General features: G+C 54.0%; 20 protein-coding genes. 17 read left to right on the top strand and 3 right to left on the bottom strand.

Annotated features, from left to right (window positions below):
• The first annotated feature begins 29 nt into the window (after window positions 1-29).
• The 4 genes from atpD (at window position 30) to glmS (ending at window position 5,376) form a co-directional block, all read left to right on the top strand.
• On the top strand, window positions 30-1,427 hold the full coding sequence (atpD, locus tag AAIE03_RS18020) for a F0F1 ATP synthase subunit beta (RefSeq protein ID WP_014332967.1): 1,398 nt from the start codon (window positions 30-32) through the stop codon (window positions 1,425-1,427).
• A gap of 24 nt (window positions 1,428-1,451) precedes the next feature.
• Window positions 1,452-1,871 carry a F0F1 ATP synthase subunit epsilon gene (locus AAIE03_RS18015; RefSeq protein WP_013023936.1) on the top strand — a complete coding sequence of 140 codons (420 nt, stop codon included), beginning with the start codon at window positions 1,452-1,454 and terminating at the stop codon, window positions 1,869-1,871.
• A 161-nt stretch (window positions 1,872-2,032) separates the two neighbouring features.
• Window positions 2,033-3,403, top strand: a complete 1,371-nt coding sequence (glmU, locus tag AAIE03_RS18010; protein ID WP_013023937.1) for a bifunctional UDP-N-acetylglucosamine diphosphorylase/glucosamine-1-phosphate N-acetyltransferase GlmU — start codon at window positions 2,033-2,035, stop codon at window positions 3,401-3,403.
• Between the two features lie 143 nt (window positions 3,404-3,546).
• Window positions 3,547-5,376, top strand: a complete 1,830-nt coding sequence (gene glmS, locus AAIE03_RS18005; protein ID WP_133345131.1) for a glutamine--fructose-6-phosphate transaminase (isomerizing) — start codon at window positions 3,547-3,549, stop codon at window positions 5,374-5,376.
• Between the two features lie 43 nt (window positions 5,377-5,419).
• On the opposite strand, the gene AAIE03_RS18000 is transcribed toward glmS, so the two are convergent.
• Window positions 5,420-5,803 carry a DUF4349 domain-containing protein gene (locus AAIE03_RS18000; protein ID WP_014332964.1) on the bottom strand — a complete coding sequence of 128 codons (384 nt, stop codon included), beginning with the start codon at window positions 5,801-5,803 and terminating at the stop codon, window positions 5,420-5,422.
• A 176-nt stretch (window positions 5,804-5,979) separates the two neighbouring features.
• On the opposite strand from AAIE03_RS18000, the gene pstS reads away from it, so the two are divergent.
• The 6 genes from pstS to AAIE03_RS17970 all read left to right on the top strand — a co-directional run bounded on the left by pstS (window position 5,980) and on the right by AAIE03_RS17970 (window position 11,879).
• The gene (gene pstS / locus AAIE03_RS17995) at window positions 5,980-7,023 is read left to right on the top strand and encodes a phosphate ABC transporter substrate-binding protein PstS (protein WP_013023940.1); all 1,044 of its coding nucleotides are present in this window, start codon (window positions 5,980-5,982) and stop codon (window positions 7,021-7,023) included.
• Window positions 7,024-7,109: 86 nt separating this feature from the next.
• The gene (gene pstC, locus AAIE03_RS17990; RefSeq protein WP_013023941.1) at window positions 7,110-8,072 is read left to right on the top strand and encodes a phosphate ABC transporter permease PstC; all 963 of its coding nucleotides are present in this window, start codon (window positions 7,110-7,112) and stop codon (window positions 8,070-8,072) included.
• The gene (pstA, locus tag AAIE03_RS17985) at window positions 8,069-8,959 is read left to right on the top strand and encodes a phosphate ABC transporter permease PstA (protein WP_013023942.1); all 891 of its coding nucleotides are present in this window, start codon (window positions 8,069-8,071) and stop codon (window positions 8,957-8,959) included. Before pstC ends, pstA begins: the two co-directional genes overlap by 4 nt.
• A 44-nt stretch (window positions 8,960-9,003) precedes the next feature.
• Window positions 9,004-9,777, top strand: a complete 774-nt coding sequence (pstB, locus tag AAIE03_RS17980) for a phosphate ABC transporter ATP-binding protein PstB (RefSeq protein ID WP_013023943.1) — start codon at window positions 9,004-9,006, stop codon at window positions 9,775-9,777.
• Between the two features lie 17 nt (window positions 9,778-9,794).
• Complete coding sequence (phoU, locus tag AAIE03_RS17975; RefSeq protein ID WP_013023944.1) at window positions 9,795-10,529, top strand: phosphate signaling complex protein PhoU; 735 nt, start codon at window positions 9,795-9,797, stop codon at window positions 10,527-10,529.
• A 111-nt stretch (window positions 10,530-10,640) separates the two neighbouring features.
• Window positions 10,641-11,879, top strand: coding sequence for an MFS transporter (locus AAIE03_RS17970; protein ID WP_013023945.1), 1,239 nt, complete (start codon window positions 10,641-10,643; stop codon window positions 11,877-11,879).
• 289 nt (window positions 11,880-12,168) lie between these two features.
• Here AAIE03_RS17970 and xylB read toward each other — a convergent pair whose 3' ends face one another.
• On the bottom strand, window positions 12,169-13,614 hold the full coding sequence (xylB, locus tag AAIE03_RS17965; RefSeq protein WP_019104651.1) for a xylulokinase: 1,446 nt from the start codon (window positions 13,612-13,614) through the stop codon (window positions 12,169-12,171).
• Between the two features lie 17 nt (window positions 13,615-13,631).
• Window positions 13,632-14,954, bottom strand: coding sequence for a xylose isomerase (gene xylA, locus AAIE03_RS17960; protein WP_014332960.1), 1,323 nt, complete (start codon window positions 14,952-14,954; stop codon window positions 13,632-13,634).
• Between the two features lie 354 nt (window positions 14,955-15,308).
• Between xylA and xylF the strand changes: the two genes are divergently transcribed.
• From xylF to AAIE03_RS17925, 7 genes are all read left to right on the top strand, one after another.
• On the top strand, window positions 15,309-16,301 hold the full coding sequence (xylF, locus tag AAIE03_RS17955; RefSeq protein WP_019104653.1) for a D-xylose ABC transporter substrate-binding protein: 993 nt from the start codon (window positions 15,309-15,311) through the stop codon (window positions 16,299-16,301).
• A gap of 26 nt (window positions 16,302-16,327) precedes the next feature.
• Window positions 16,328-17,848 (top strand): xylose ABC transporter ATP-binding protein, encoded by a 1,521-nt coding sequence (locus tag AAIE03_RS17950; protein ID WP_019104654.1) that lies wholly within the window; start codon window positions 16,328-16,330, stop codon window positions 17,846-17,848.
• Window positions 17,841-19,022 (top strand): xylose ABC transporter permease XylH, encoded by a 1,182-nt coding sequence (xylH, locus tag AAIE03_RS17945; protein WP_014332957.1) that lies wholly within the window; start codon window positions 17,841-17,843, stop codon window positions 19,020-19,022. Before AAIE03_RS17950 ends, xylH begins: the two co-directional genes overlap by 8 nt.
• 92 nt (window positions 19,023-19,114) lie before the next feature.
• Window positions 19,115-20,290, top strand: coding sequence for a D-xylose utilization transcriptional activator XylR (xylR, locus tag AAIE03_RS17940; protein WP_014332956.1), 1,176 nt, complete (start codon window positions 19,115-19,117; stop codon window positions 20,288-20,290).
• Window positions 20,291-20,676: 386 nt separating this feature from the next.
• On the top strand, window positions 20,677-21,114 hold the full coding sequence (locus tag AAIE03_RS17935) for a GNAT family N-acetyltransferase (RefSeq protein WP_014332955.1): 438 nt from the start codon (window positions 20,677-20,679) through the stop codon (window positions 21,112-21,114).
• A 321-nt stretch (window positions 21,115-21,435) separates the two neighbouring features.
• Complete coding sequence (locus tag AAIE03_RS17930) at window positions 21,436-22,533, top strand: aldose 1-epimerase family protein (RefSeq protein ID WP_014594939.1); 1,098 nt, start codon at window positions 21,436-21,438, stop codon at window positions 22,531-22,533.
• Window positions 22,534-22,846: 313 nt separating this feature from the next.
• Entirely contained in the window at window positions 22,847-23,857 is a 1,011-nt protein-coding gene (locus AAIE03_RS17925) for an autoinducer 2 ABC transporter substrate-binding protein (protein ID WP_014332953.1), read from the top strand.
• The last annotated feature ends 28 nt before the right edge of the window (window positions 23,858-23,885 follow it).

The raw sequence follows: 23,885 nt of genomic DNA, 5'->3' as shown, positions 1-23,885 counted from the left end.
CAGGTTTGGAATTAGGTAGAGGATTCAAGATGGCAGCTGGAAAGATTGTCCAGATTATCGGCGCCGTAGTTGACGTCGAATTCCCTCAGGATGCAGTACCGCAAGTGTACAGCGCTCTTGAGGTTAAGAATGGTGATGCTCGTCTGGTGCTGGAAGTTCAGCAGCAGCTGGGTGGTGGCGTGGTTCGTACTATCGCCATGGGTACTTCTGACGGCCTGAAGCGCGGTCTGGAAGTCACCGACCTGAAAAAACCGATCCAGGTACCGGTTGGTAAAGCAACCCTCGGCCGTATCATGAACGTGCTGGGCGAGCCTATCGACATGAAAGGCGACCTGACAGAAGAAGACGGCAGCGCAGTAGAGGTTTCCTCTATTCACCGCCCTGCGCCTTCTTATGAAGATCAGTCTAACTCGCAGGAACTGCTGGAAACCGGCATCAAGGTTATCGACCTGATGTGTCCGTTCGCTAAGGGCGGTAAAGTCGGTCTGTTCGGTGGTGCGGGTGTAGGTAAAACCGTAAACATGATGGAGCTGATCCGTAACATTGCGGCTGAGCACTCAGGTTACTCGGTATTTGCCGGCGTGGGTGAGCGTACTCGTGAGGGTAACGACTTCTACCACGAAATGACTGACTCCAACGTTATCGATAAAGTTGCGCTGGTGTATGGCCAGATGAACGAGCCGCCGGGTAACCGTCTGCGCGTGGCACTGACCGGTCTGACCATGGCGGAGAAATTCCGTGATGAAGGCCGCGACGTTCTGCTGTTCATCGACAACATCTACCGTTATACCCTGGCCGGTACGGAAGTATCCGCGCTGCTGGGTCGTATGCCATCTGCGGTAGGTTATCAGCCAACGCTGGCAGAAGAGATGGGTGTGTTGCAGGAGCGTATTACCTCCACTAAGACAGGTTCAATCACCTCCGTACAGGCCGTATACGTGCCAGCGGATGACTTGACTGACCCGTCACCAGCAACCACCTTTGCTCACTTAGACTCAACAGTTACCCTGAGCCGTCAGATCGCCTCGCTGGGTATCTACCCGGCCGTTGACCCGCTGGACTCCACCAGCCGTCAGCTGGATCCACTGGTTGTGGGTCAGGAGCACTACGACGTTGCACGTGGCGTACAGTCACTGCTGCAGCGTTATCAGGAACTGAAAGACATCATCGCCATCCTGGGTATGGACGAGCTGTCTGAAGAAGACAAACTGCTGGTGGCACGTGCGCGTAAGATTCAGCGCTTCCTGTCTCAGCCGTTCTTCGTAGCAGAAGTGTTCACCGGTTCTCCAGGTAAATACGTAACGCTGAAAGACACCATCCGTGGCTTTAAAGGCATCATGGAAGGTGAATTTGACCACCTGCCAGAGCAGGCCTTCTACATGGTTGGCGCCATCGAAGAAGCGGTCGAAAAAGCGAAGAAACTGTAATAACGGTTTCCCAGGAGGAAAATTATGGCTATGACTTATCACCTGGATGTTGTCAGCGCAGAGAGCCAACTGTTCTCTGGTCTGGTACAGAAAATTCAGGTGTCAGGTAGCGAAGGTGAACTGGGGATTTTCCCTGGCCATGCCCCGTTGCTGACTGCCATTAAGCCTGGAATGATCCGTATCGTGAAACAGCACGGCGAAGAGGAGTTTATTTACCTCTCTGGCGGCGTGCTGGAAGTGCAGCCTGGCAGCACCACCGTTCTGGCCGATACCGCGATTCGCGGTACCGATCTGGACGAAGCGCGTGCGCTGGAAGCAAAACGTAAAGCAGAAGAGCATATGAACAGCAGCCACGGCGACGTGGACTACGCTCAGGCCTCTGCGGAACTGGCGAAAGCCATTGCGAAACTGCGCGTGATCGAGCTGACCAAAAAAGCGATGTAATCCGGCTTTGTGCGTCACGAAATGCCAGCCCATTGGGTTGGCATTTTTTTTGCGTGGCGGTAAAGCAAAAGGATGCTGGCTAATTTCGGGCCGAGAAAAATGTAGTAATCTCAGCGCTAAATCGTTTAACTTTCTTCAGTCTACAATCAGTCAGGATAGATATGTCTAACAGTGCGATGAGTGTGGTGATTCTTGCGGCTGGCAAGGGCACCCGTATGTATTCCGATCTGCCGAAAGTGTTGCATACGCTGGCAGGAAAACCGATGGTTCAGCACGTCATTGATGCCGCAAAGGGCCTTGGCGCAAAGCATGTGCATTTGGTATACGGGCACGGTGGTGACCAACTCAAAGCAACGTTAAACGACAGCACAGTAAACTGGGTGCTACAGGCAGAGCAGCTGGGTACGGGCCACGCTATGCAGCAGGCGGCCCCTCACTTCTCCGATGACGAAGACATCATGATGCTCTATGGTGATGTCCCGCTGATTTCTGAAGCTACCTTACAGCGTCTGCGCGAAGCAAAACCCGCGGGCGGTATCGGTTTATTAACGGTCGTCCTGGATAATCCCACCGGTTACGGTCGAATCGTACGCGACAATGACACCATCGTAGGCATTGTTGAACAAAAAGATGCCACGCCTTCTCAACTGACCATTAACGAAATCAATACCGGTATCCTGATCGCCAATGGCGGCGATCTTAAGCGCTGGCTGTCCCAGTTGAATAACAATAATGCTCAGGGCGAATTCTACATTACCGATATTATTGCCCTGGCGCATGAAGAAGGTCGGGTGATTAATGCAGTGCATCCGGCCCGCAATAGCGAAACTGACGGTGTCAATAATCGCCTGCAACTGGCCACGCTTGAGCGGACTTACCAAAGCGAGCAGGCTGAAAAACTGCTGTTGGCAGGCGTCATGCTCCGCGATCCTGCGCGTTTCGATCTGCGTGGCACCCTGCAGCATGGCCGTGATGTTGAAATTGACACCAACGTTATCATTGAAGGCCAGGTGACGCTGGGCAACCGGGTCAAAATTGGTGCTGGCTGCGTCATCAAAAACAGCGTTATCGGGGATGACTGTGATATCAGCCCCTATTCGGTGATCGAGGATGCAAATCTGGCTGCAGACTGTACCGTAGGGCCATTTGCGCGTCTGCGCCCGGGAAGTGAGCTGGCTCAGGCCGCGCACGTAGGTAATTTTGTCGAGATGAAGAAAGCCCGACTGGGTAAAGGGTCCAAAGCGGGTCACCTCTCTTACCTGGGCGATGCCGAGATTGGTGCCAATGTGAATATTGGGGCGGGAACGATCACCTGTAATTACGATGGCGCGAATAAATTCAAAACGATCATTGGCGATAACGTCTTTGTAGGATCGGACACGCAGCTGGTCGCGCCGGTCAATGTGGCGGCAGGCGCGACTATCGCAGCGGGCACCACGGTAATGAAAGATGTCTCTGCAGCCGATCTGGTCTATAACCGTAAAGAACAGAACCATAAAGCCGGTTGGCAACGTCCGCAGAAGAAAAAATAATTTTACGGCCCGTGGTACACGGGCCGCTTGCAGTGCCAAAACTATAGTCCCCACTCTCTACAAGGCTCGGGGAACCGGCAAAGCCGGACTATCAGGTCATATGACAACGCAATGGCGAACAGCCATGAAGTCAGGAAATAACTATGTGTGGAATTGTTGGCGCAGTAGCACAACGTGATATCGCTGAAATTTTGTTAGAAGGGTTACGCCGCCTGGAATACCGCGGTTATGACTCAGCCGGTCTTGCCGTCGTCGATCAGCAGGGGCACGTAACGCGCCTGCGTCGTCTGGGAAAGGTTCAGATGCTGGCTGCCGCCGCAGAAGAACAGCCCCTTGTCGGCGGAACAGGTATTGCTCACACCCGCTGGGCAACCCATGGCGAGCCCTCAGAAGCCAACGCGCATCCGCACGTTTCTGAGCACATCGTTATCGTCCATAACGGCATTATTGAAAACCATGAGCCCCTGCGTGAAGCGCTGATGGCTAAGGGTTATCACTTCGCCTCAGAAACCGATACCGAAGTGGTGGCGCATCTGGTCCATCTGGAACAGAAACAGGGCGGCTCGCTGCGTGAAGTTGTACAGCGCGTGATCCCTCAGCTGCGCGGCGCCTATGGCATGGTGATTATGGACAGCCGCGATCCGTCGCTGCTGGTGGCGGCTCGTTCCGGAAGTCCGCTGGTCATTGGCCGTGGTGTGGGTGAAAACTTTATCGCTTCTGACCAACTGGCGCTGCTACCGGTCACTCGCCGCTTCATTTATCTGGAAGAGGGCGATATCGCTGAAATTAGCCGTCGTGATGTCACCATCATTGATGGCAACGGCAATAACGTCCGTCGTGAAGAGATCGAGTCCAGCGTGCAGTATGATGCGGGCGACAAAGGCCAGTATCGTCACTACATGCAGAAAGAGATCTATGAGCAACCGAATGCGATTAAAAACACCTTAACAGGGCGTTTTAACCACGGTGAAGTGGATCTCAGTGAACTGGGGCCAAATGCAGAAGCCCTGCTCAGCCAGGTTGAGCATGTTCAGATCATTGCCTGCGGCACCTCATATAACTCCGGTATGGTTTCGCGTTACTGGTTCGAGGCGCTGGCAAACGTCCCTTGCGACGTCGAAATCGCGTCTGAATTCCGCTATCGCAAATCTGCTGTGCGTAAAAACAGCCTGCTGATCACCCTCTCTCAGTCGGGTGAAACCGCTGATACGCTGGCTGCGCTGCGCCTGTCCAAAGAGCTGGGTTATCTGGGATCGCTGGCCATTTGTAACGTCGCGGGTTCGTCGCTGGTGCGCGAATCCGATCTGGCGCTGATGACCAAAGCGGGCACTGAGATTGGTGTGGCCTCCACAAAGGCCTTTACCACCCAACTCACCGTGCTGCTGATGCTGGTGGCAAAACTCGGCCGCCTCAATGGCATGTCCGCAGAAAAAGAGCATGAGATTGTTCATGGTCTGCAGGCGTTGCCAAGCCGCATTGAGCAAATGCTGGCGCAGGATAAGCTGATTGAAAACCTGGCTGAAGATTTCTCTGATAAGCACCATGCGCTGTTCCTGGGTCGTGGCGATCAATATCCGATCGCCATGGAAGGGGCGCTGAAGCTGAAGGAAATTTCGTATATTCATGCGGAAGCTTATGCCGCGGGCGAACTCAAGCACGGTCCGCTGGCACTGATCGATGCTGACATGCCGGTCATCGTGGTGGCACCGAACAACGAGCTGTTAGAGAAGCTGAAATCGAATATCGAAGAGGTGCGCGCGCGCGGCGGTCTGCTGTACGTGTTTGCCGATCAGGATGCCGGTTTCAGTGACAGCGAGGGAATGAAGATCATTCCCTTGCCGCACGTTGAAGAGGCCATTGCGCCTATCTTCTATACCGTGCCGCTCCAGCTACTCTCCTATCATGTCGCCCTGATTAAAGGCACCGATGTGGATCAGCCGCGTAATCTGGCGAAATCGGTCACGGTCGAGTAAAGCCTCTCACGCGTGAATCCCACCAGGGATTCACGCGTTCCATTTATTTGATTTTGCTGCTGACTTGCTCAATTACGCGCTGCTGATCGCTGATTTTACGGTTAGCCTCATCGAGTGAGCGTTGCAGGTTATTGATCGTATCTTCATTTTTACTGAGCTTTTGTGTGAGCTGGTTGAGGGTATCAGTCTGGTTTTCTTGCGTTTTTAATAATTTCTCTACATTCTCCTTCGTTTTACTCACATCCTCAGCATTGACAGAAGCTTGTCTGACCGCGCCACCACTATCAATTGTGGCCAGAGTGCCTCTGTTATCTGTCATTGCAAAAGATTCATCCGAATGAATCTGAGGTACGTCGTACGCCTGGGCGCTGGCCAGCGTACAGAGGACGACGATATTGCCTACCAGAAGCTTCTTCATAAATTTCATCGAACATGTCCTTTTCAATAGTGGGCTTGTAAAAATTAGCAATAATTGTGTCTGTCATATAACTGTAATATTAACTACATTTTTCTGTCACTAAACTGTCCTATTTTCCCTCCTGCAGCAATCACTGACTCTTACTAAAAAGGCACTTAGCCTGACTTTTCTCCCCTGGAGGGAACATGACACTGATGCGTAGCACCGTAGCCCGAATCCTCGCCGCCTCTCTTGCCGTTAGTGCGGTTTCTGCCTTTGCAGCCACCGATCTGACTGGTGCTGGCGGTACATTCCCGGCGCCGGTTTATGCCAAGTGGGCAGCAGAGTATCAGCAAGCCACCGGTAGCAAAATTAACTATCAGGGCATTGGTTCATCTGGCGGTGTAAAACAAATTATCGCCAAAACCGTTGATTTCGGTGCGTCCGATGCGCCTATGAAAGACGAAGATCTGCAGAAGAATGGGCTGTTCCAGTTCCCTACCGTGATCGGTGGTGTGGTGCTGGCGGTTAACCTGCCAGGCGTAAAATCTGGCCAACTGACGCTGGACGGAAAAACCGTAGGTGATATCTATCTCGGCAATATCAAGAAGTGGAACGATCCAGCGATCGTTAAACTGAACCCGGGCGTGAAACTGCCAGACACCAACATCAACGTGGTGCGCCGGGCGGATGGTTCAGGTACCTCTTTCGTTTTCACCAGCTACCTGGCGAAAGTGAACGAAGAGTGGAACAGCAAAATTGGTAAAGGTAACACCGTTAACTGGCCAACCGGTCTGGGCGGTAAAGGTAACGACGGCGTTGCGGCGTTCGTTCAGCGTCTGCCAGGCTCCATTGGTTACGTTGAGTACGCGTATGCCAAACAGAATAACCTGACCTACACCAAGCTGATGGATGCGGACGGTAAGGCCGTTGCGCCAAGCGAAATCAGCTTCTCTAATGCCGCAAAAGGCGCAGACTGGAGCAAATCGTTTGCCCAGGATCTGACCTTTCAGAAAGGCAATGATGCATGGCCGATCACCTCAACCACCTTTATCCTGATTTACAAAGACCAGGCTAATGCGGCGAAAGGTGCCGAAGTACTGAAATTCTTCGACTGGGCTTATAAAAACGGCGGCAAAACGGCTAACGCCCTGGATTATGCCACCCTGCCTGAGAGCGTAGTTCAGCAGATCCGCGCCGCATGGAAAGCCAATATCAAAGACAGTTCAGGTAAAGCGCTTTACAAGTAAGTGAATGACCCTGGCCGGACATCAGTCTGGTCAGCCTTCAGGGGCGGCGTCTGCCGCCCTGATAACTTCTGAGGACTGAGACTTCTATGGCTGCAACGAAGTCGGCATTCAAAGCCCCAGGCAAGCAAGGTGACAGAGTTTTCGGTGCACTGGTAAAACTCTCTGCGCTGATCGTCTTGTTACTGATGGGCGGCATCATTGTCTCCCTGATCTTCTCTTCCTGGCCGAGCATACAGAAATTTGGTTTTGCGTTTTTGTGGACCAAAACCTGGGACGCCCCTAACGAACAATTTGGTGCGCTGGTACCGATTTACGGTACGCTCGTCACCTCAATTATTGCCCTGATTATTGCGGTACCGGTCAGTTTCGGTATTGCGCTTTTCCTTACTGAACTCGCACCAGGCTGGTTACGTCGTCCACTGGGGACCGCCATTGAGCTGTTAGCGGCGATCCCCAGCATTGTTTACGGCATGTGGGGCTTATTTGTTTTTGCGCCACTGTTCGCACAGTATTTCCAGACGCCGGTTGGCGATGTGATGTCGGGCATTCCTATCATTGGCGAGCTGTTTTCTGGCCCCGCATTTGGTATCGGTATCCTGGCCGCAGGCGTTATCCTGGCCATCATGATCATCCCCTACATTGCCTCGGTAATGCGCGACGTGTTCGAACAGACGCCGGTGATGATGAAAGAGTCGGCTTACGGCATTGGCTGTACGACCTGGGAAGTGATTTGGCGTATTGTTCTGCCCTTCACCAAAAATGGGGTGATCGGCGGTGTCATGCTCGGTCTGGGACGTGCACTGGGTGAAACCATGGCCGTGACCTTTATTATCGGTAATACCTACCAGTTAGACAGCGCCTCGCTGTTTATGCCTGGCAACAGTATCACCTCCGCGCTGGCAAACGAATTCGCTGAAGCAGAATCAGGCGTACACGTTGCGGCCCTGATGGAGCTGGGTCTGATTCTGTTTGTGATTACCTTTATCGTGCTGGCGATTTCAAAGTTAATGATTATGCGGCTGGCCAAAAGTGAAGGAGCGCGATCATGACAACAATGGAAGTACAGGCTCGCGCTGAGCTGGAAGCGTCACGTCGTAAGATGCAGTCGTGGCGCAGTACCAAAAACAAAATTGCGCTGACAATGTCCTTACTGACCATGGCTTTTGGCCTGTTCTGGTTAGTGTGGATTCTGTTTACTACGGTAAGCCGTGGCATTGATGGTTTGTCATGGTCGCTGTTTACGGAGTCCACTCCGCCGCCAAACACCGCGGGTGGTGGCTTAGCCAATGCCCTGGCGGGAAGCGGTTTACTGATTTTCTGGTCTACCTTCTTCGGTACGCCGTTGGGCATTATGGCCGGCGTTTATCTGGCGGAGTACGGACGCAAATCAGCACTGGCAGAAGTGATTCGTTTTATTAATGACATTCTGCTGTCAGCGCCGTCGATTGTGGTTGGCCTGTTTGTCTACACCATCGTCGTGGCGCAGATGCACCACTTCTCCGGCTGGGCGGGCGTGATTGCGCTGGCGCTGCTGCAGGTTCCGATAGTGATTCGAACCACGGAAAACATGTTGCGACTGGTACCAGACAGCATGCGCGAAGCCGCCTATGCGTTGGGTACGCCGAAATGGAAGATGATCTCGGCGATTACGCTCAAGGCGTCGGTTTCCGGCATCATCACCGGTGTCCTGTTAGCGATTGCCCGTATCGCCGGTGAAACCGCGCCGCTGCTGTTTACTGCGCTGTCGAATCAGTTCTGGAGCACCGACATGATGCAGCCCGTGGCTAACCTCCCGGTCACCATATTTAAATTCGCCATGAGCCCGTTTGCCGAGTGGCAGAGCCTGGCCTGGGCTGGCGTATTGATTATTACCCTGTGCGTGCTGCTGCTGAATATCGTAGCAAGAGTGGTTTTCGCCAAGGGTAAACACGGTTAACTACCGACACTGCCCTGTGCGGTGTCGATTAAGAGAGAAAAACAATGAGTACTGCGACTGCGTCAGCCGGAAAAATCGAGGTTCGTAACCTGAATTTCTATTACGGCAAGTTTCACGCTCTGAAAAACATTAATCTGGATATTGCTAAAAACCAGGTTACGGCGTTTATTGGGCCATCAGGCTGTGGTAAGTCCACCCTGCTGCGCACTTTCAACAAAATGTATTCGCTCTATCCGGATCAGCGTGCCGAAGGTGATATTCTGCTGGATGGTGACAATATTCTGGCGTCGCATCAGGATATCGCGCTGTTGCGGGCGCGCGTTGGCATGGTGTTTCAGAAGCCAACGCCTTTCCCAATGTCAATTTATGACAACATCGCTTTCGGCGTGCGCCTGTTCGAGAAGCTGTCTCGTGCCGACATGGATGAGCGCGTGCAGTGGGCCCTGACCAAAGCGGCCCTGTGGAACGAAACCAAAGACAAGCTGCACCAGAGTGGCTACAGCCTGTCGGGTGGACAGCAGCAGCGTTTATGCATTGCCCGCGGCATCGCTATCCGTCCGGAAGTGCTGCTGCTGGATGAGCCATGCTCAGCCCTGGATCCGATTTCCACCGGCCGTATCGAAGAATTAATTACCGAACTGAAGCAGGATTATACGGTTGTGATCGTGACCCATAACATGCAGCAGGCTGCACGGTGTTCCGACCACACGGCATTTATGTATCTGGGCGAACTGATTGAGTTCAGCGACACCGACACGCTGTTCACCAAGCCGGCACAGAAACAAACAGAAGACTACATCACAGGTCGCTACGGCTGATTTGACAGGAGATCGCCATGGACAGTTTAAATCTGAATAAACACATCTCCGGTCAGTTCAACGCTGAACTGGAGCACATCCGCACTCAGGTGATGATTATGGGCGGGCTGGTCGAGCAACAGCTGACCGATGCGATTACCGCCATGCATAACCTGGACGGTGAGCTGGCCCAGCGCGTCATCGATGGCGACCAGAAGGTCAACATGATGGAAGTGGAGATTGATGAGGCTTGCGTGCGCATCATTGCCAAACGCCAGCCTACTGCGATTGACCTGCGTCTGGTTATGGCAATTATTAAGACCATTTCCGAGCTGGAACGTATCGGCGACGTGGCCGAGAAAATCAGCCGTACCGCACTGGAGAAGTTTGGTCAGCAACATCTGCCTCTGCTGGTCAGCCTGGAATCCCTGGGCCGCCACACCGTACAGATGCTGCATGACGTACTGGACGCGTTTGCACGTATGGATCTTAACGAAGCCGTTCAGATCTACCGCGAAGATAAAAAAGTGGATAAAGAGTACGAGGGGATTGTGCGTCAGCTGATGACTTACATGATGGAAGATCCCCGTACGATTCCCAGCGTGTTAACTGCACTGTTCTGCGCCCGCGCCATCGAGCGTATTGGTGACCGCTGCCAGAACATCTGCGAAATTATTTTCTACTTCGTCAAAGGTCAGGATTTCCGTCACGTCGGCGGAGACAAGCTTGATGAGCTCTTATCCGGCGACGACGGCAGTAATAAACCTTCTTGATTCTGCACAACCGTGTGCTATTCAGGCGCACGGTTGCGGCTATTCTGCATAGACCTCATCAGCATCGCTCTTTATACTTGCGCCAGTTTTTTAACCAACGGGTGCTGACTCATGTCCTCTTCTTCCTCTTCTAAGCAGAGCGTTACGCCTGCCAAAGCGATGCTGGCTGCCGTCAGCGGTTATGCCATGGATGGATTCGACCTGCTGATTCTGGGATTTATGCTGCCTGCCATTAGCCTGTCGCTGGCGCTTGATCCTTCACAGGCGGGCTCGCTGGTGACCTGGACGCTGATTGGTGCCGTGATTGGCGGCATCGTGTTTGGCCATCTCAGCGATCGCTACGGGCGTATTCGTGTCTTAACCATTACGATACTGATGTTCTCCGTTTTTACCGGCCTGTGCGCGGTGGCTCAGGGTTACTGGGATCTGCTGGCGTACCGCACGCTGGCTGGAATGGGGCTCGGCGGCGAGTTTGGTATCGGCATGGCGCTGATTGCGGAAGCCTGGCCGGCAGAGAAGCGCAACCGCGCATCGGCGTGGGTCGGGATCGGCTGGCAACTGGGGGTTCTGCTGGCGGCGTTTATCACGCCGCCGTTGCTGAGTGTTATTGGCTGGCGCGGGATGTTCCTTGTGGGGCTGCTGCCCGCGCTGGTGTCGTTTATCATTCGCCGCAGCATGGGCGAACCTGAGAGCTTTACCCGTCAGATCAAACATGTTCCCTCGCTGTCTTTTCCCGCCCGACTGAAATTACTGGTTAAAGACCGCGCCACCAGCAAGGCCAGTCTGGGGATCTTTATTCTCTGCTCCGTCCAGAACTTTGGTTATTACGGCCTGATGATCTGGATGCCGAGCTACCTCTCATCAAACTTCGGTTTCAGCCTGACAAAATCCGGCCTCTGGACGGCAGTAACCGTGGTCGGCATGACTTTTGGCATCTGGTTGTTTGGCGTGCTGGCGGACCGCTTTGCACGTTGGAAAATTTTCCTGCTTTATCAGTTCGGCGCAGTCGTGATGGTTGTGGTTTATGCGCAACTGCGCGATCCCACCGTTATGCTGTTTACGGGCGCCCTGATGGGGCTGTTTGTTAATGGCATGATCGGCGGATACGGTGCACTAATCTCGGATACCTTCCCACCGCAGGTGCGCGCGACCGCGCAAAATGTGTTGTTTAACCTGGGACGTGGCGTCGGTGGATTCGGCCCGCTGGTGATCGGCCTGCTGGCAGGCAAGTTTTCTTTCGTGGCGGCCATTACCTTACTGGCGCTCATCTATCTGCTGGATATTGTGGCAACGCTGTTCCTGCTGCCGAAGAAGCAGAGTCAGGACGATGCGCTGGGGGCAATTGGCTAAGTAACCTGACTGATGTAAACCGGCCTCACAAAGAAGCCGGTTTACGTGGTGAGCCAGGGCAGTATCAGATGCACCTCTACCATTTCAAATTTCAGGCTAATTTTTCGCATGAATCGCGCGATTTGCATCGTTGGTCGCGCAGGGTCAGGTTCTGCCGCTGCAACCTTTATGAACCCTGAGGAAATGATGAGGGCAAGATAGCCCGACAGTGCCACGGTGGCAGATTGTTGTGAGCATGATGAGAGACATCGCTCAGATAAAAGGGCAACATTGTTGCCCTCGGGTTGGATTACTGCTGCATCAACGGCAGCAGCTGCTGATACAGCCGGCTGAACGTCTCACGTCTCGGCTGATAGTGCGCATGACGCGCCGGGTCCGGCTGGTGGCGCTGCACCTGCTTCAAGGCAGGCACGGTCAGATTCTCATCCAGCGCCATTTGCGCCAGACGGGCTGCGCCCAGCGCGGGTCCGACATCGCCACCTTCGCAGTAATCCAGCGTCTGTCCGCTGATATCCGCCAGCATCTGGCGCCAGTAGCCGCTACGGGCGCCGCCGCCAATCAGCATGATACTGCTGGGCGTCACACCACATTCGTGTACCACATCCATGCCTTCGGCCAGTGCAAAACCAACGCCTTCCAGCACGGCTTGCGCCAGCTCTGGTCGTCCGTGCTGGTGGGTAAAGCCAAAGAAGCTGCCACAGGCGTGCGGATTATTATGCGGTGTGCGTTCCCCCGACAGATAAGGCAAAAACCACAGCGGCGGCGCATCCTGTTTTGCCCGCTCCGCCTCTGACAATAAATGGGGAACATCGTCGCAGCCGGTCAGCGCAGCCGCCCAGTCAAGGCAGGACGCAGCACTGAGCATCACGGACATCAGATGCCAGCGCTGTGGCAGGGCATGACAAAAGCTATGAACGGCACGTTGCGGATTACTGAGATAGCCGTCGCTGACCACAAAATAGACGCCGGACGTTCCCAGCGACAACATGCCTTGCCCCGGCGCAGTCATGCCGACACCCACTGCGCCGGCAGCGTTATCGCCCCCACCTGCCACCAGCGGCACCTGAGGCAGTTTCCAGCGCTGTGCGATATCCGCTGACAGCGCACCGGTAATCTGATTACCTTCGAACAGCGCAGGCATGTGGTGACGCGCCAGCCCGCAGGCCGCCAGCATCACTTCACTCCAGTCACGCTTTTCCACATCCAGCCACATTGTGCCCGCCGCATCTGACATATCGCTGGCAAATTCGCCGCTCAGTCGCCAGCGCAGGTAATCTTTGGGCAACAGCACTTTTGCGACCTGAGCAAAAACGTCAGGCTCATGCTCTTTCAGCCACAGCAGCTTTGGCGCGGTGAAGCCCGGCATCATCAGGTTTCCGGTGATCTGACGCGATTCAGGCACCCGCTGTTCCAGCTCACGGCACTGATCGCCGCTGCGTCCGTCATTCCAGAGAATGGCCGGGCGCAGCACCTGATGCTGTGCGTCAAGCAGCGTAGCGCCGTGCATCTGCCCGGTCAGGCCAATCGCTTTTACCCCACTCAGATCGTGCTGCTGGGCCAGTGCCTGTATCGCGCGGTCTGTCGCCAGCCACCAGCTTTCGGGATCTTGTTCGCTCCACAACGGCTGCGGGCGGGAAACCGTCAAGGGTGAGGTTTCCACCGCAACAACCACGCCTTGCTCATCCAGCAGCACAGCCTTAACGCCGGATGTGCCGATATCGATCCCGATTACCATGTCGCGCTCCTTACGGATTAAAAATCATAGAGATAGTGATTCACCAGGTTTTCCAGCTGCTCCTGACGTCCACTGTTGTGCTGCGGGTTAAACTGCTGCTGATGCGCATGGGCCGCCAGCGCGTCCAGAGAGAACTCGCCTTTCAAAATCTGCTGGCCGAACTCACCGTTCCAGCCGCTGTAGCGCTGCGCAACGCGTTTATCCAGCTCACCGTCAGACAGCATGCGCGCCGCGACTTTCAACGCCAGTGCCATGGTGTCCATCGCGCCAATATGACCATAGAACAGGTCATACTTATCGGTGCTCTGACGGCGCACTTTGGCATCAAAGTTTAGGCCGCCGGTCGTGAAACCGCCTGCTTTGATGATTTCGTACATCACCAGCGCGTTTTCTTCCACGCTGACCGGGAACTGGTCCGTATCCCAGCCGCACTGCGGATCACCACGGTTAGCATCCACCGAACCAAACACGCCAAGGGCAATGGCCGTTGCAATTTCATGATGGAAAGCGTGGCCGGCCAGCGTCGCATGGTTCGCTTCGACGTTCACCTTAATCTCTTTTTCCAGACCAAACTGCTTCAGGAAGCCATAAACCGTGGCGACATCATAATCATACTGATGCTTGGTGGGTTCCTGCGGCTTAGGTTCGATCAGCAGCGTGCCCTGGAAGCCGATTTTGTGCTTGTGCTCCACCACCATTTGCATAAAGCGGCCGATCTGCTCGCGCTCCTGGCGCAGGTCGGTATTTAACAGGGTTTCGTATCCTTCGCGACCGCCCCACAGCACATAGTTTTCGCCGCCCAGCGTCTGGGTGGCTTTCATGGCACTGCATACCTGGCTGGCTGCCCAGGAAAACACCTCCGGATCGGGACTGGTTGCAGCGCCTGCACCATAACGCGGATGGGTGAAACAGTTCGCTGTGCCCCACAGCAGCTTAAGCCCGGTTTCCTGCTGCTTTTCCAGCAGTTTATCGGTCATGACGGCCAGGTTTTCGCGATAGCTTTTCAGCGAATCCCCTTCCGGTGACACGTCCACATCGTGGAAGCAGTAATAGGGCACGTTCAGCTTGTGAAAAAACTCAAACGCCACGTCCGCTTTGAGTTTGGCCAGATCCAGCGCCTCGCCCGCTTTCTGCCACGGACGATCAAACGCACCCGCGCCAAACATATCGGCACCGTTCCAGCAGAACGTATGCCAGTAACAGGCGGCGAAGCGCAGATGCTCGGCCATGGTTTTACCCATGATCACTTCATCCGGATTGTAGTGACGGAACGCCAGAGGATTGGTGGTTTTTGTTCCTTCGTAGCGAACGCGATCAAGCTGGTCAAAATAAGCGTGCATGGTTTGCTCCTTAGCATCGGCCCCGAATGGGTTACCCAGAAGCGTTATTGTGCGTACCCGCTCTCAGCGCGCTCAATTACGATATTTCACACAGCCGGTAAGATAATTATTTATTGTGCACTTGCTCGCAAAAAAATATGAAGGCTTTATGACGCCCGACAGGTCCTATCTCGCAATCGGTGAGTCTGAAAATGTAAAATTTTCGATCGCGCTCATAAATACAGAAATAAACCAAAAAACGTAATAGCGGGATAAAAATCAGTAATTGCTGGCAGCAGAAAATAAGGTGAACAATTCATCCGCCTGGTTCATAGCCTTACAACGACAATAACCGTACCCTACAGGATGACCATGATGAAAATGAAACCTGCATTACTCGCTGCCCTTGCAGCGCTGGCCCTGTTCAGCCAGGCCAGTCTGGCAAAAGAAGTCAAAATTGGCATGGCAATCGACGATTTGCGCCTGGAGCGCTGGCAAAAAGACCGTGACATCTTTGTCAAACAGGCTGAGGCGCAGGGCGCAAAAGTCTTCGTGCAGTCAGCCAATGGCAACGAAGAAACTCAGATGTCGCAAATTGAAAATATGATCAACCGTGGCGTTGATGTGCTGGTTATCATTCCCTACAACGGTCAGGTATTGAGTAACGTAGTGGCAGAAGCCAAACGTGAAGGGATTAAAGTGCTTGCCTATGACCGCATGATAAATAACGCCGACATCGATTTTTATATTTCCTTTGATAATGAAAAAGTGGGTGAAATGCAGGCGGAAAGCCTGGTGAAAAAGGTACCAAAAGGAAATTACTTCCTGATGGGCGGCTCACCTGTAGATAATAACGCCCGCCTGTTCCGCGCAGGACAAATGAAGGTGTTAAAACCTTACATCGATAACGGCAGTATTAAAATTGTTGGCGACCAGTGGGTGGATGCCTGGCTGCCGGAAAACGCGCTGAAAATTATGGAAAATGCCCTGACCGCCAATAAAAACAATATTGACGCAGTTGTCGCCTCTAACGATGCCACTGCGGGCGGTGCCATTCAGGCGCTAAGCGCTCAGGGGCTGGCCGGTAAAGTGGCTATTTCCGGGCAGGATGCGGATTTGGCTGCCATCAAACGCATTATGAACGGCACCCAGACCATGACCGTGTACAAACCCATCAAAGAGCTGGCTACCGAAGCCGCGAAGATTGCCATCGAGCTGGGCAACGGTCAGACGCCAGCCAGCAACGCCACGCTCAATAACGGCCTGAAAGACGTGCCAGCGCGCCTGTTGACACCGATTGAGGTCAACAAAGACAACATCGACAGCACCGTGGTGAAAGACGGTTTCCACAAGAAAAGCGAACTCTAATCGCGCTACGCGAAGGAGAGTAAACGATGTTGCTGGAAATGAAGAACATCACTAAGCGCTTTGGCGCGGTGAAGGCGCTGGATAACGTCAGCCTGCAGCTGGATGCCGGTGAAGTGCTGTCGCTGTGCGGTGAAAACGGCTCTGGCAAATCGACGCTGATGAAAATCCTGTGCGGGCTCTATCCGCACGGGGATTTCGACGGGCAGATTCGCTTTGCCGGGGAGGATATTCAGGCGCAAACCATCCGCGATACCGAACGCAAAGGCATTGTCATCATCCATCAGGAGCTGGCGCTGGTGCGGCAGCTCACGGTGATGGAGAACATCTTTCTCGGCGCAGAGCTGGGGCGCTTCGGCATGGTAGATGATGAAACCATGACGCTGCGCTGCCAGCAGCTGCTGGAGCGCGTCAAACTCAACGTCTCGCCGGATACGCGCGTGGGTGAGCTTGGCCTGGGGCAACAACAGCTGGTGGAGATTGCCCGTGCCCTTAACAAACAGGTGCGCTTACTGATCCTGGATGAACCCACCTCATCGCTGACCGAGCAGGAGACGACAGTGCTGCTCAGCATCATCCAGAACCTGCGCGGACACGGCATTGCCTGCGTGTACATCTCGCACAAGCTCAATGAAGTGAAGGCTATCTCGGACACGATCTGTGTCATCCGCGATGGTCAGCACATCGCCACCCGGCCAGCGGCAGGCCTGAGCGAAGATGACATCATCACCATGATGGTCGGACGCGAACTCACGGCGCTTTATCCTCATTCGCCTCACGACATTGGCGACACGGTATTGCAGGTCGATAACCTGACAGCCTGGCATCCGGTTAACCGTCACGTGAAGCGGGTGAATAACGTCTCCTTCACCCTGCGAAAGGGCGAAATTCTCGGCATCGCCGGATTAGTCGGTGCAGGCAGAACCGAAACCGTGCAGTGCCTGTTTGGCGTCTGGCCGGGACGCTGGCAGGGCGACATCGCGATCAATGGCCAAAAAGTCACGATTCGCGACTGTCAGCACGCTATCGCACACGGCATTGCCATGGTGCCGGAAGATCGTAAAAAAGACGGCATCGTGCCGCTGATGGGCGTAGGCAAAAACATCACGCTGGCCGCGCTGGACCAGTTCAGTCATCGGCTTTCCACCCTTGATGAGGCCGAAGAGCTGCGCGCCATCAACGCCGCCATTGCACGACTGCGGGTGAAAACCTCTTCGCCTGAGCTGCCGATTGGTCGCCTCAGCGGCGGTAATCAGCAAAAAGCGATTCTGGCGAAGTGCCTGCTGCTCAACCCGAAAATCCTGATTCTGGACGAGCCGACGCGCGGCATTGATGTTGGGGCGCGCCAGGAGATCTATGTGCTGATCAACGCCCTGGTAAAGCAGGGCATCTCGGTGATTGTGATTTCGTCTGAGCTGCCTGAAGTGCTGGGCCTGAGCGATCGCATTCTGGTTATGCATGAAGGGCAAATCAAAGCCGATCTGATTAACGACAATCTGACTCAGGAGCAGGTGATGGAAGCCGCCCTGCGGAGTGAACATTATGCTTAACAGCGAGAGTAAACCTGCCGTAGCGGCACCGGCTAACAAGCACGTATCCAGCAAGCTCGGCCTGCGTAACCTGCAGGTGCTGGTGATGCTGGGGGCGATTGTCTTGATTGCCCTGTTCTTTACCTGGACCACCGACGGCGCCTGGCTCAGTCCGCGCAACGTCTCTAACCTGCTGCGCCAGACGGCGATCACCGGCATTTTGGCCGTTGGCATGGTGTTTGTGATTATTTCCGCCGAGATCGATCTGTCTGTTGGATCCATGATGGGCCTGCTGGGCGGCGCGGCGGCAATCTTCGATGTCTGGCTGGGCTGGCCGCTGCCGCTGACTATCGTGGTCACGCTGGTGCTGGGGCTGTTGCTCGGCACCTGGAACGGTTGGTGGATAGCTTATCGCAAGGTCCCTTCATTTATCGTTACCCTGGCCGGTATGCTGGCGTTTCGCGGCATTCTGGTGGGCATCACCGATGGCACTACCGTGGCACCGACAAGCCCGGCGATGTCGCAGATCGGTCAAAGCTATCTGCCCGGCGGTATCGGTTTTGGCTTTGGCTTTGCGGGCCTGGCGCTGTTTATTCTGTGGCAGTGGCGCCTGCGGCTGCGCCGTCAGCAACTGGGTCTGGCTCAGCCAGCCGCCACCGGCACCGTAGCACGGCAGGCCATTACCGCCGTTCTGGTTCTGGGCGCGATCTGGCTGCTGAATGATTATCGCGGCGTACCGACACCGGTCCTGCTGCTGGCATTGCTCATGCTGGTGGGGATGTTTATGGCCACCCGCACCGCCTTCGGGCGGCGTATCTATGCTATTGGCGGCAACATTGATGCCGCGCGGCTCTCCGGCATCAACGTGGCGCGCACCAAGCTGGCGGTATTTGCCATCAACGGCCTGATGGTGGCGATTGCCGGGCTAATCCTCAGTTCGCGCCTGGGGGCCGGTTCGCCTTCCGCCGGGAATATCGCCGAGCTGGATGCGATCGCGGCCTGCGTTATTGGTGGTACCAGCCTGGCCGGCGGTGTCGGTTCCGTCGCGGGCGCGGTGATGGGCGCGTTTATTATGGCCTCGCTGGATAACGGCATGAGTATGATGGATGTGCCGACTTTCTGGCAGTACATCGTTAAAGGTGCGATTTTGCTGCTGGCCGTGTGGATGGACACTGCAACGCGCCGCCGCCTGTAATCGTGTGAACGATCACACTGTGGCGCAAACCATTTCTGTGGCGCATCCGGCTGTGCTATGCAATGCGCTGGGAGTTAAAGGGATGTGCCACTATGCATGAAAAACGATACCGCATTACCCTGCTGTTTAACGCCAACAAGGTTTACGATCGTCAGGTGGTAGAAGGCGTTGGCGAGTATTTACAGGCTTCGCAGACCAACTGGGATATTTTCATTGAGGAGGACTTCCGCTGCCGCATTGAGAATATCCATGAATGGCTGGGCGACGGCGTCATCGCAGATTATGACGACAGTGCCATTGAGCGTTCGCTGGCGGACGTGGCAGTGCCGATTGTCGGCGTAGGCGGCTCCTATCACCGTGAAGAGGATTATCCGCCAGTACACTACATCGCCACCGACAACAGTGCGCTGGTGGAAAGTGCCTTTCTGCACCTGAAAGCGCGCGGCATCAACCGTTTCGCCTTTTACGGTTTACCGGCTTCCAGCGGCAAACGCTGGGCGCAGGAGCGCGAACTGGCGTTTCGTAAAATGGTGATGCGCGAACGTTACATGGGCGTCGTCTATCAGGGCATGGAGACTGCCTCTGAGAACTGGCAGCATGCACAAAACCGCCTGGCCGACTGGCTGCAAACGCTTCCTCCCCATACCGGCATTATTGCCGTCACCGACGCCCGCGCGCGTCATCTGCTGCAGGCCTGCGAATACCTGAAGATTCCGGTGCCGGAGAAGCTGTGCGTGATTGGTATTGATAACGAAGAGCTGACGCGTTACCTGTCGCGGGTAGCGCTGTCCTCCGTGGTTCAGGGCTCGCGCCAGATGGGTTACCAGGCCGCCAAACTGCTGCATCGCCTGCTGGATAAGCAAACCCTGCCTCTGCAGCGTATCTTAGTACCGCCGGTAAAAGTCATTGCCCGCCGCTCTACGGACTTTCGCTCACTGCACGATCCCGCCGTGATCCAGGCGATGCACTTTATCCGCTTCAACGCCTGCAAGGGCATTAAGGTAGAGCAGGTGCTGGATGCGATTGGCATGTCGCGCTCAAACCTGGAGAAGCGTTTCCGGGATGAAACCGGCGACACGATTCATGCCATGATCCACCGTGAGAAGCTGGAGAAGGCTAGGGAGCTGCTGGCGGGCTCGTCGCTGAGCATCAATGAGATCTCCCAGATGTGCGGTTACCCGTCGCTCCAGTATTTCTACTCCGTGTTTAAAAAAAGCTATGCCACCACGCCGAAGGAGTACCGGCAGGAGAATGGTGAGGTGATGTAGATGCTTAACGCTTGCCTGGATCGCTGCATGAGGCAATAAGGTTAACCGCATCATTCGACCTTTTCACGAGCAACACTCGCGTATTCTGCTGAAGCTGGATGGCAAGAAACGGACAAAGGCACAGTAAAAAAACGCTCACCAAGGGTGCCAGCTGACTCCCTTTCAAAAGGACAGGAAAACCGCCAGCGCGAAAATATCGTCTTAGTTTTTTGGTCACACCGTCTCACTTCTGCGCATCGGCTTGACGATGCTCTTAGTGAAGATGCCCTGCTGATCGCACCTGTCGTTATCATTACTGATAGTGCACCAATGTGCCTGCAAGAGTCGGGTAAAGCTCACCCGCATTGTCATCGCTTAGTTGTTGTTTTAACCAAAAGGAATTTCCAATGCTCAAGGTCCGCAAAGCCATACCAGAGGATTACTCTGCCTGGCTAACCCTCTGGAAAGGTTATCTGCATTTTTACGGACAGAACCTGGACGATGCCGTCACGTTATCTACCTGGCAGAGAATACAGTCGCCCGAATCAGCGTTAATGTGTTGGCTGGCCGAATTTGATGGCAAGGTGACGGGCTTCGTGGTCTGCGTGATACATGAAGGCACATGGTTTACACAGCCCGTATGCTATCTGGAAGATCTCTTCGTTGAAGAAAATGCGCGTGGCGTGGGAGCGGGAAAAGCGCTCATCACGCGGGTCTGCGATGAAGCCCGTGAGGCGGGCTGGGCAAAGGTGTACTGGGTGACAAATGAAAATAACCCCGCGCGTAAACTCTACGACAAGCTAGCCCAGGTTGATGATGTTGTTCGCTACAACATCAGATTCTGAAAACCGACCTCTCAGCACCTTCCCAACCGCACAGGAGACTGCCCTTATTAAAATAATCAGGGCAGAGATTAATAACCCCTCTCCCCTTATTATTGGCATCTGCCAATAATAAAAATAATCTGTGATAAATATCCCAATATTATAGTATTAAGATTCATTACGACCCTTATTCATTTTCCCTCTGTTTTCAACGGCGCAGGAAGGCTTCTCCAACGGCTGACATTCCTAAAATAGAAAATCCCCCATTGAAATAAACTGTGCGCGATCACAAGATGGATTTGTTTACTAAAAAACAATAATCAGTAAATTTTGAGGCCAGTTATGCAACACACACTGTTACCGACCACCTTCCAGCTCCAGAAGGCATTTTTCCGTACCCAACCCATAGAGATCGTCAAGGCAGCGGGGTGCAGCGCGACGTTATTTACCTATGAATCAGGAATCGAAGCCGTGCGGCTGAAAAACGCCCGCGGTCATCTGGTGGTGCTTCCTTATTTTGGTCAGATGATCTGGCAGGCCATGTTTGATGGCGTTGACCTGACAATGCAAAGCCGTTTTACCGAGCCACGTCCTGCCAGCGATATTGTCGGCACCTACGGCTGCTTTATGTATCACTCAGGGCTGCTGCGCAACGGTAACCCCACAGCGGAAGACACGCACGCTCTGCACGGTGAAATGCCTGTTGCACCTATGCAGCGGGCACGTATTGAAACGGGCGAGGATGCGCAGGGGCCGTGGCTGGCACTGGTGAGTGAGCGTGAATACCTGATGGGATTTGGTGACCATTATCTGGCCCAGCCGCGGGTGGTTATCCGTCCGGACAGCGCGACCTTTGAAGTGTGCATGGAGGTAGAGAACCTGTCGCGCAATCCCATGGATCTGATGTACATGTGCCATGCTAACTTTGCCTATGTCGAAGGCGCTCGCATCATTCAGCCTGCGGCCTTTACGGCGGCCGACACGGTGATCCGTTCGTCAGTACCGGCCATCGTGAAAGCGAATGATGCCTATCTGGCAAGGCTTGAGCAGCTCAGGCACGATCCCGCCAGCACAGAAGTGCTTAACGCTGAGTTGCAGCCCGATCCTGAACTGGTTTTCTACATCAAAAATCTGCGTAAAGCCGAGGATGGTCAGGTCCATGTCATGCTCAGGCGGCCGGAAGGTGATGCCTTTACGGTGAACTATAACCCGGAACACTTCCCGTTTCTGACGCGCTGGATTCTGGCGAATAACATGCAGAAGGTGTGCGCCTTCGCGATGCCGGCGACCTGCGGCGTTGAAGGTTATCTGGCAGAAAAGCGTGCCGGGAATGTGCGGTCACTGGCCGGAGGGGAACGGGCCTGCTTCAGCATCACGCTCGGCTACCTTAACGCGCAGGAAAGCCAGCATGAAGAAGCCCAGATCCACGATTCAGTTTGATCGCTGCCGCGATTTTGTTAATGAAATGTGTGAGCTTTATCAAAGAAGGAATCTTTATTGGTGGTAGGTAATTTACTTTATTTTTCATTTAAGTAAATTATTGAGTGTGCCAGGACAATTATGCGGTTTGTTTTGGAAAATGGGAAAAACCCTTAACCGGTAGAACGGTTTATTTTCTCTTTTTATTACTACGAATACCCACTTTTCAGGGTTGATTATTTATTTGCTGTCGTCATTGCTGGCAGCTGACGCTTTATATCAATTTCTGACAAGAGAAGATTTCATCATGTTAATGATAACCAGGGGTAGCAAAATGAATCGCCGCAATATAATTAAACTGTTAAGCATCTCTACGCTGTTATCCGTCTCAGTAAGTTTAGCCTTTCCCATGTCCGCACTGGCCTCCGAAACCAAAACCATGGTGACCGTAGTGAAAGAAGCCGGTGTGCCCTGGTTCAATATCCTTAATCAGGGATTAAAAGAGGGCGGCGAAAAAAACAATCTTAAAACCTCAATGGTGGGACCTACGCGAGCCGATCCTGCGCAGCAGGTGAAGCTGATTGAAGATTTGATTGCCAAAAAAGTTGATGTGATTGGTTTGGTTCCGCTGGATACCAAAGTCACCGCGCAGGTCGTGAAGCGTGCGCGTGATGCGGGCATCATGGTGATCACTCAGGAAGGTCCAAACCAGGAAGGCAAAACCTGGGATGTGGAGCTCATGAGCGCGAAAGCTTACGGCGAAGCACAGATGAAAGCCCTGGCGCGCGAGATGGGTGAAAAAGGGGAATATGTCGTGCTGGTCGGCACATTGACGACCACGGGTCACAATCAGTGGGCCGATGCCGCTATCGCCTACCAAAAAGAGCACTACCCGAATATGAAACTGGCCGCCGACCGTTTTCCTGGTGCGGACTTTATCGATGAATCCGAGCGGGTTACGCAGGATATTCTGAAAGCACATCCGAACGTGACGGGCATTATGTCGATGGGCTCGAACGGTCCGATCGGTGCAGGTAACGTGCTGAAAAAACGTCATCTGGAGAAAAAAATCGCCCTGGTGGGGACCACTATTCCCTCCCAGGCGCGGGCATACATTATGTCTGGTGTGATTCGTGAAGGTTTCTTGTGGAGTCCGAAAGAAGCCGGACTGGCCATGACGGATGTGGCCCGCCTCGCGCTGGATAATGCGGAATTCAAAACCGGCATGACCATTCCGGGTTTGGGGGAAGCCACTGTGGATAACGAAAACAAGGTGATCATGGTGGACCGCATCCTTCAGATCACCAAAGCCAACGTTAACGATCTCGTCAAACTCGGTCTGTAATTCTCACCATCAATGCTGATGCTGGCCA

The organism is Pantoea sp. Ae19-2 (assembly GCF_059801205.1).
This window is presented reverse-complemented; position numbering and strand designations above follow the sequence as displayed.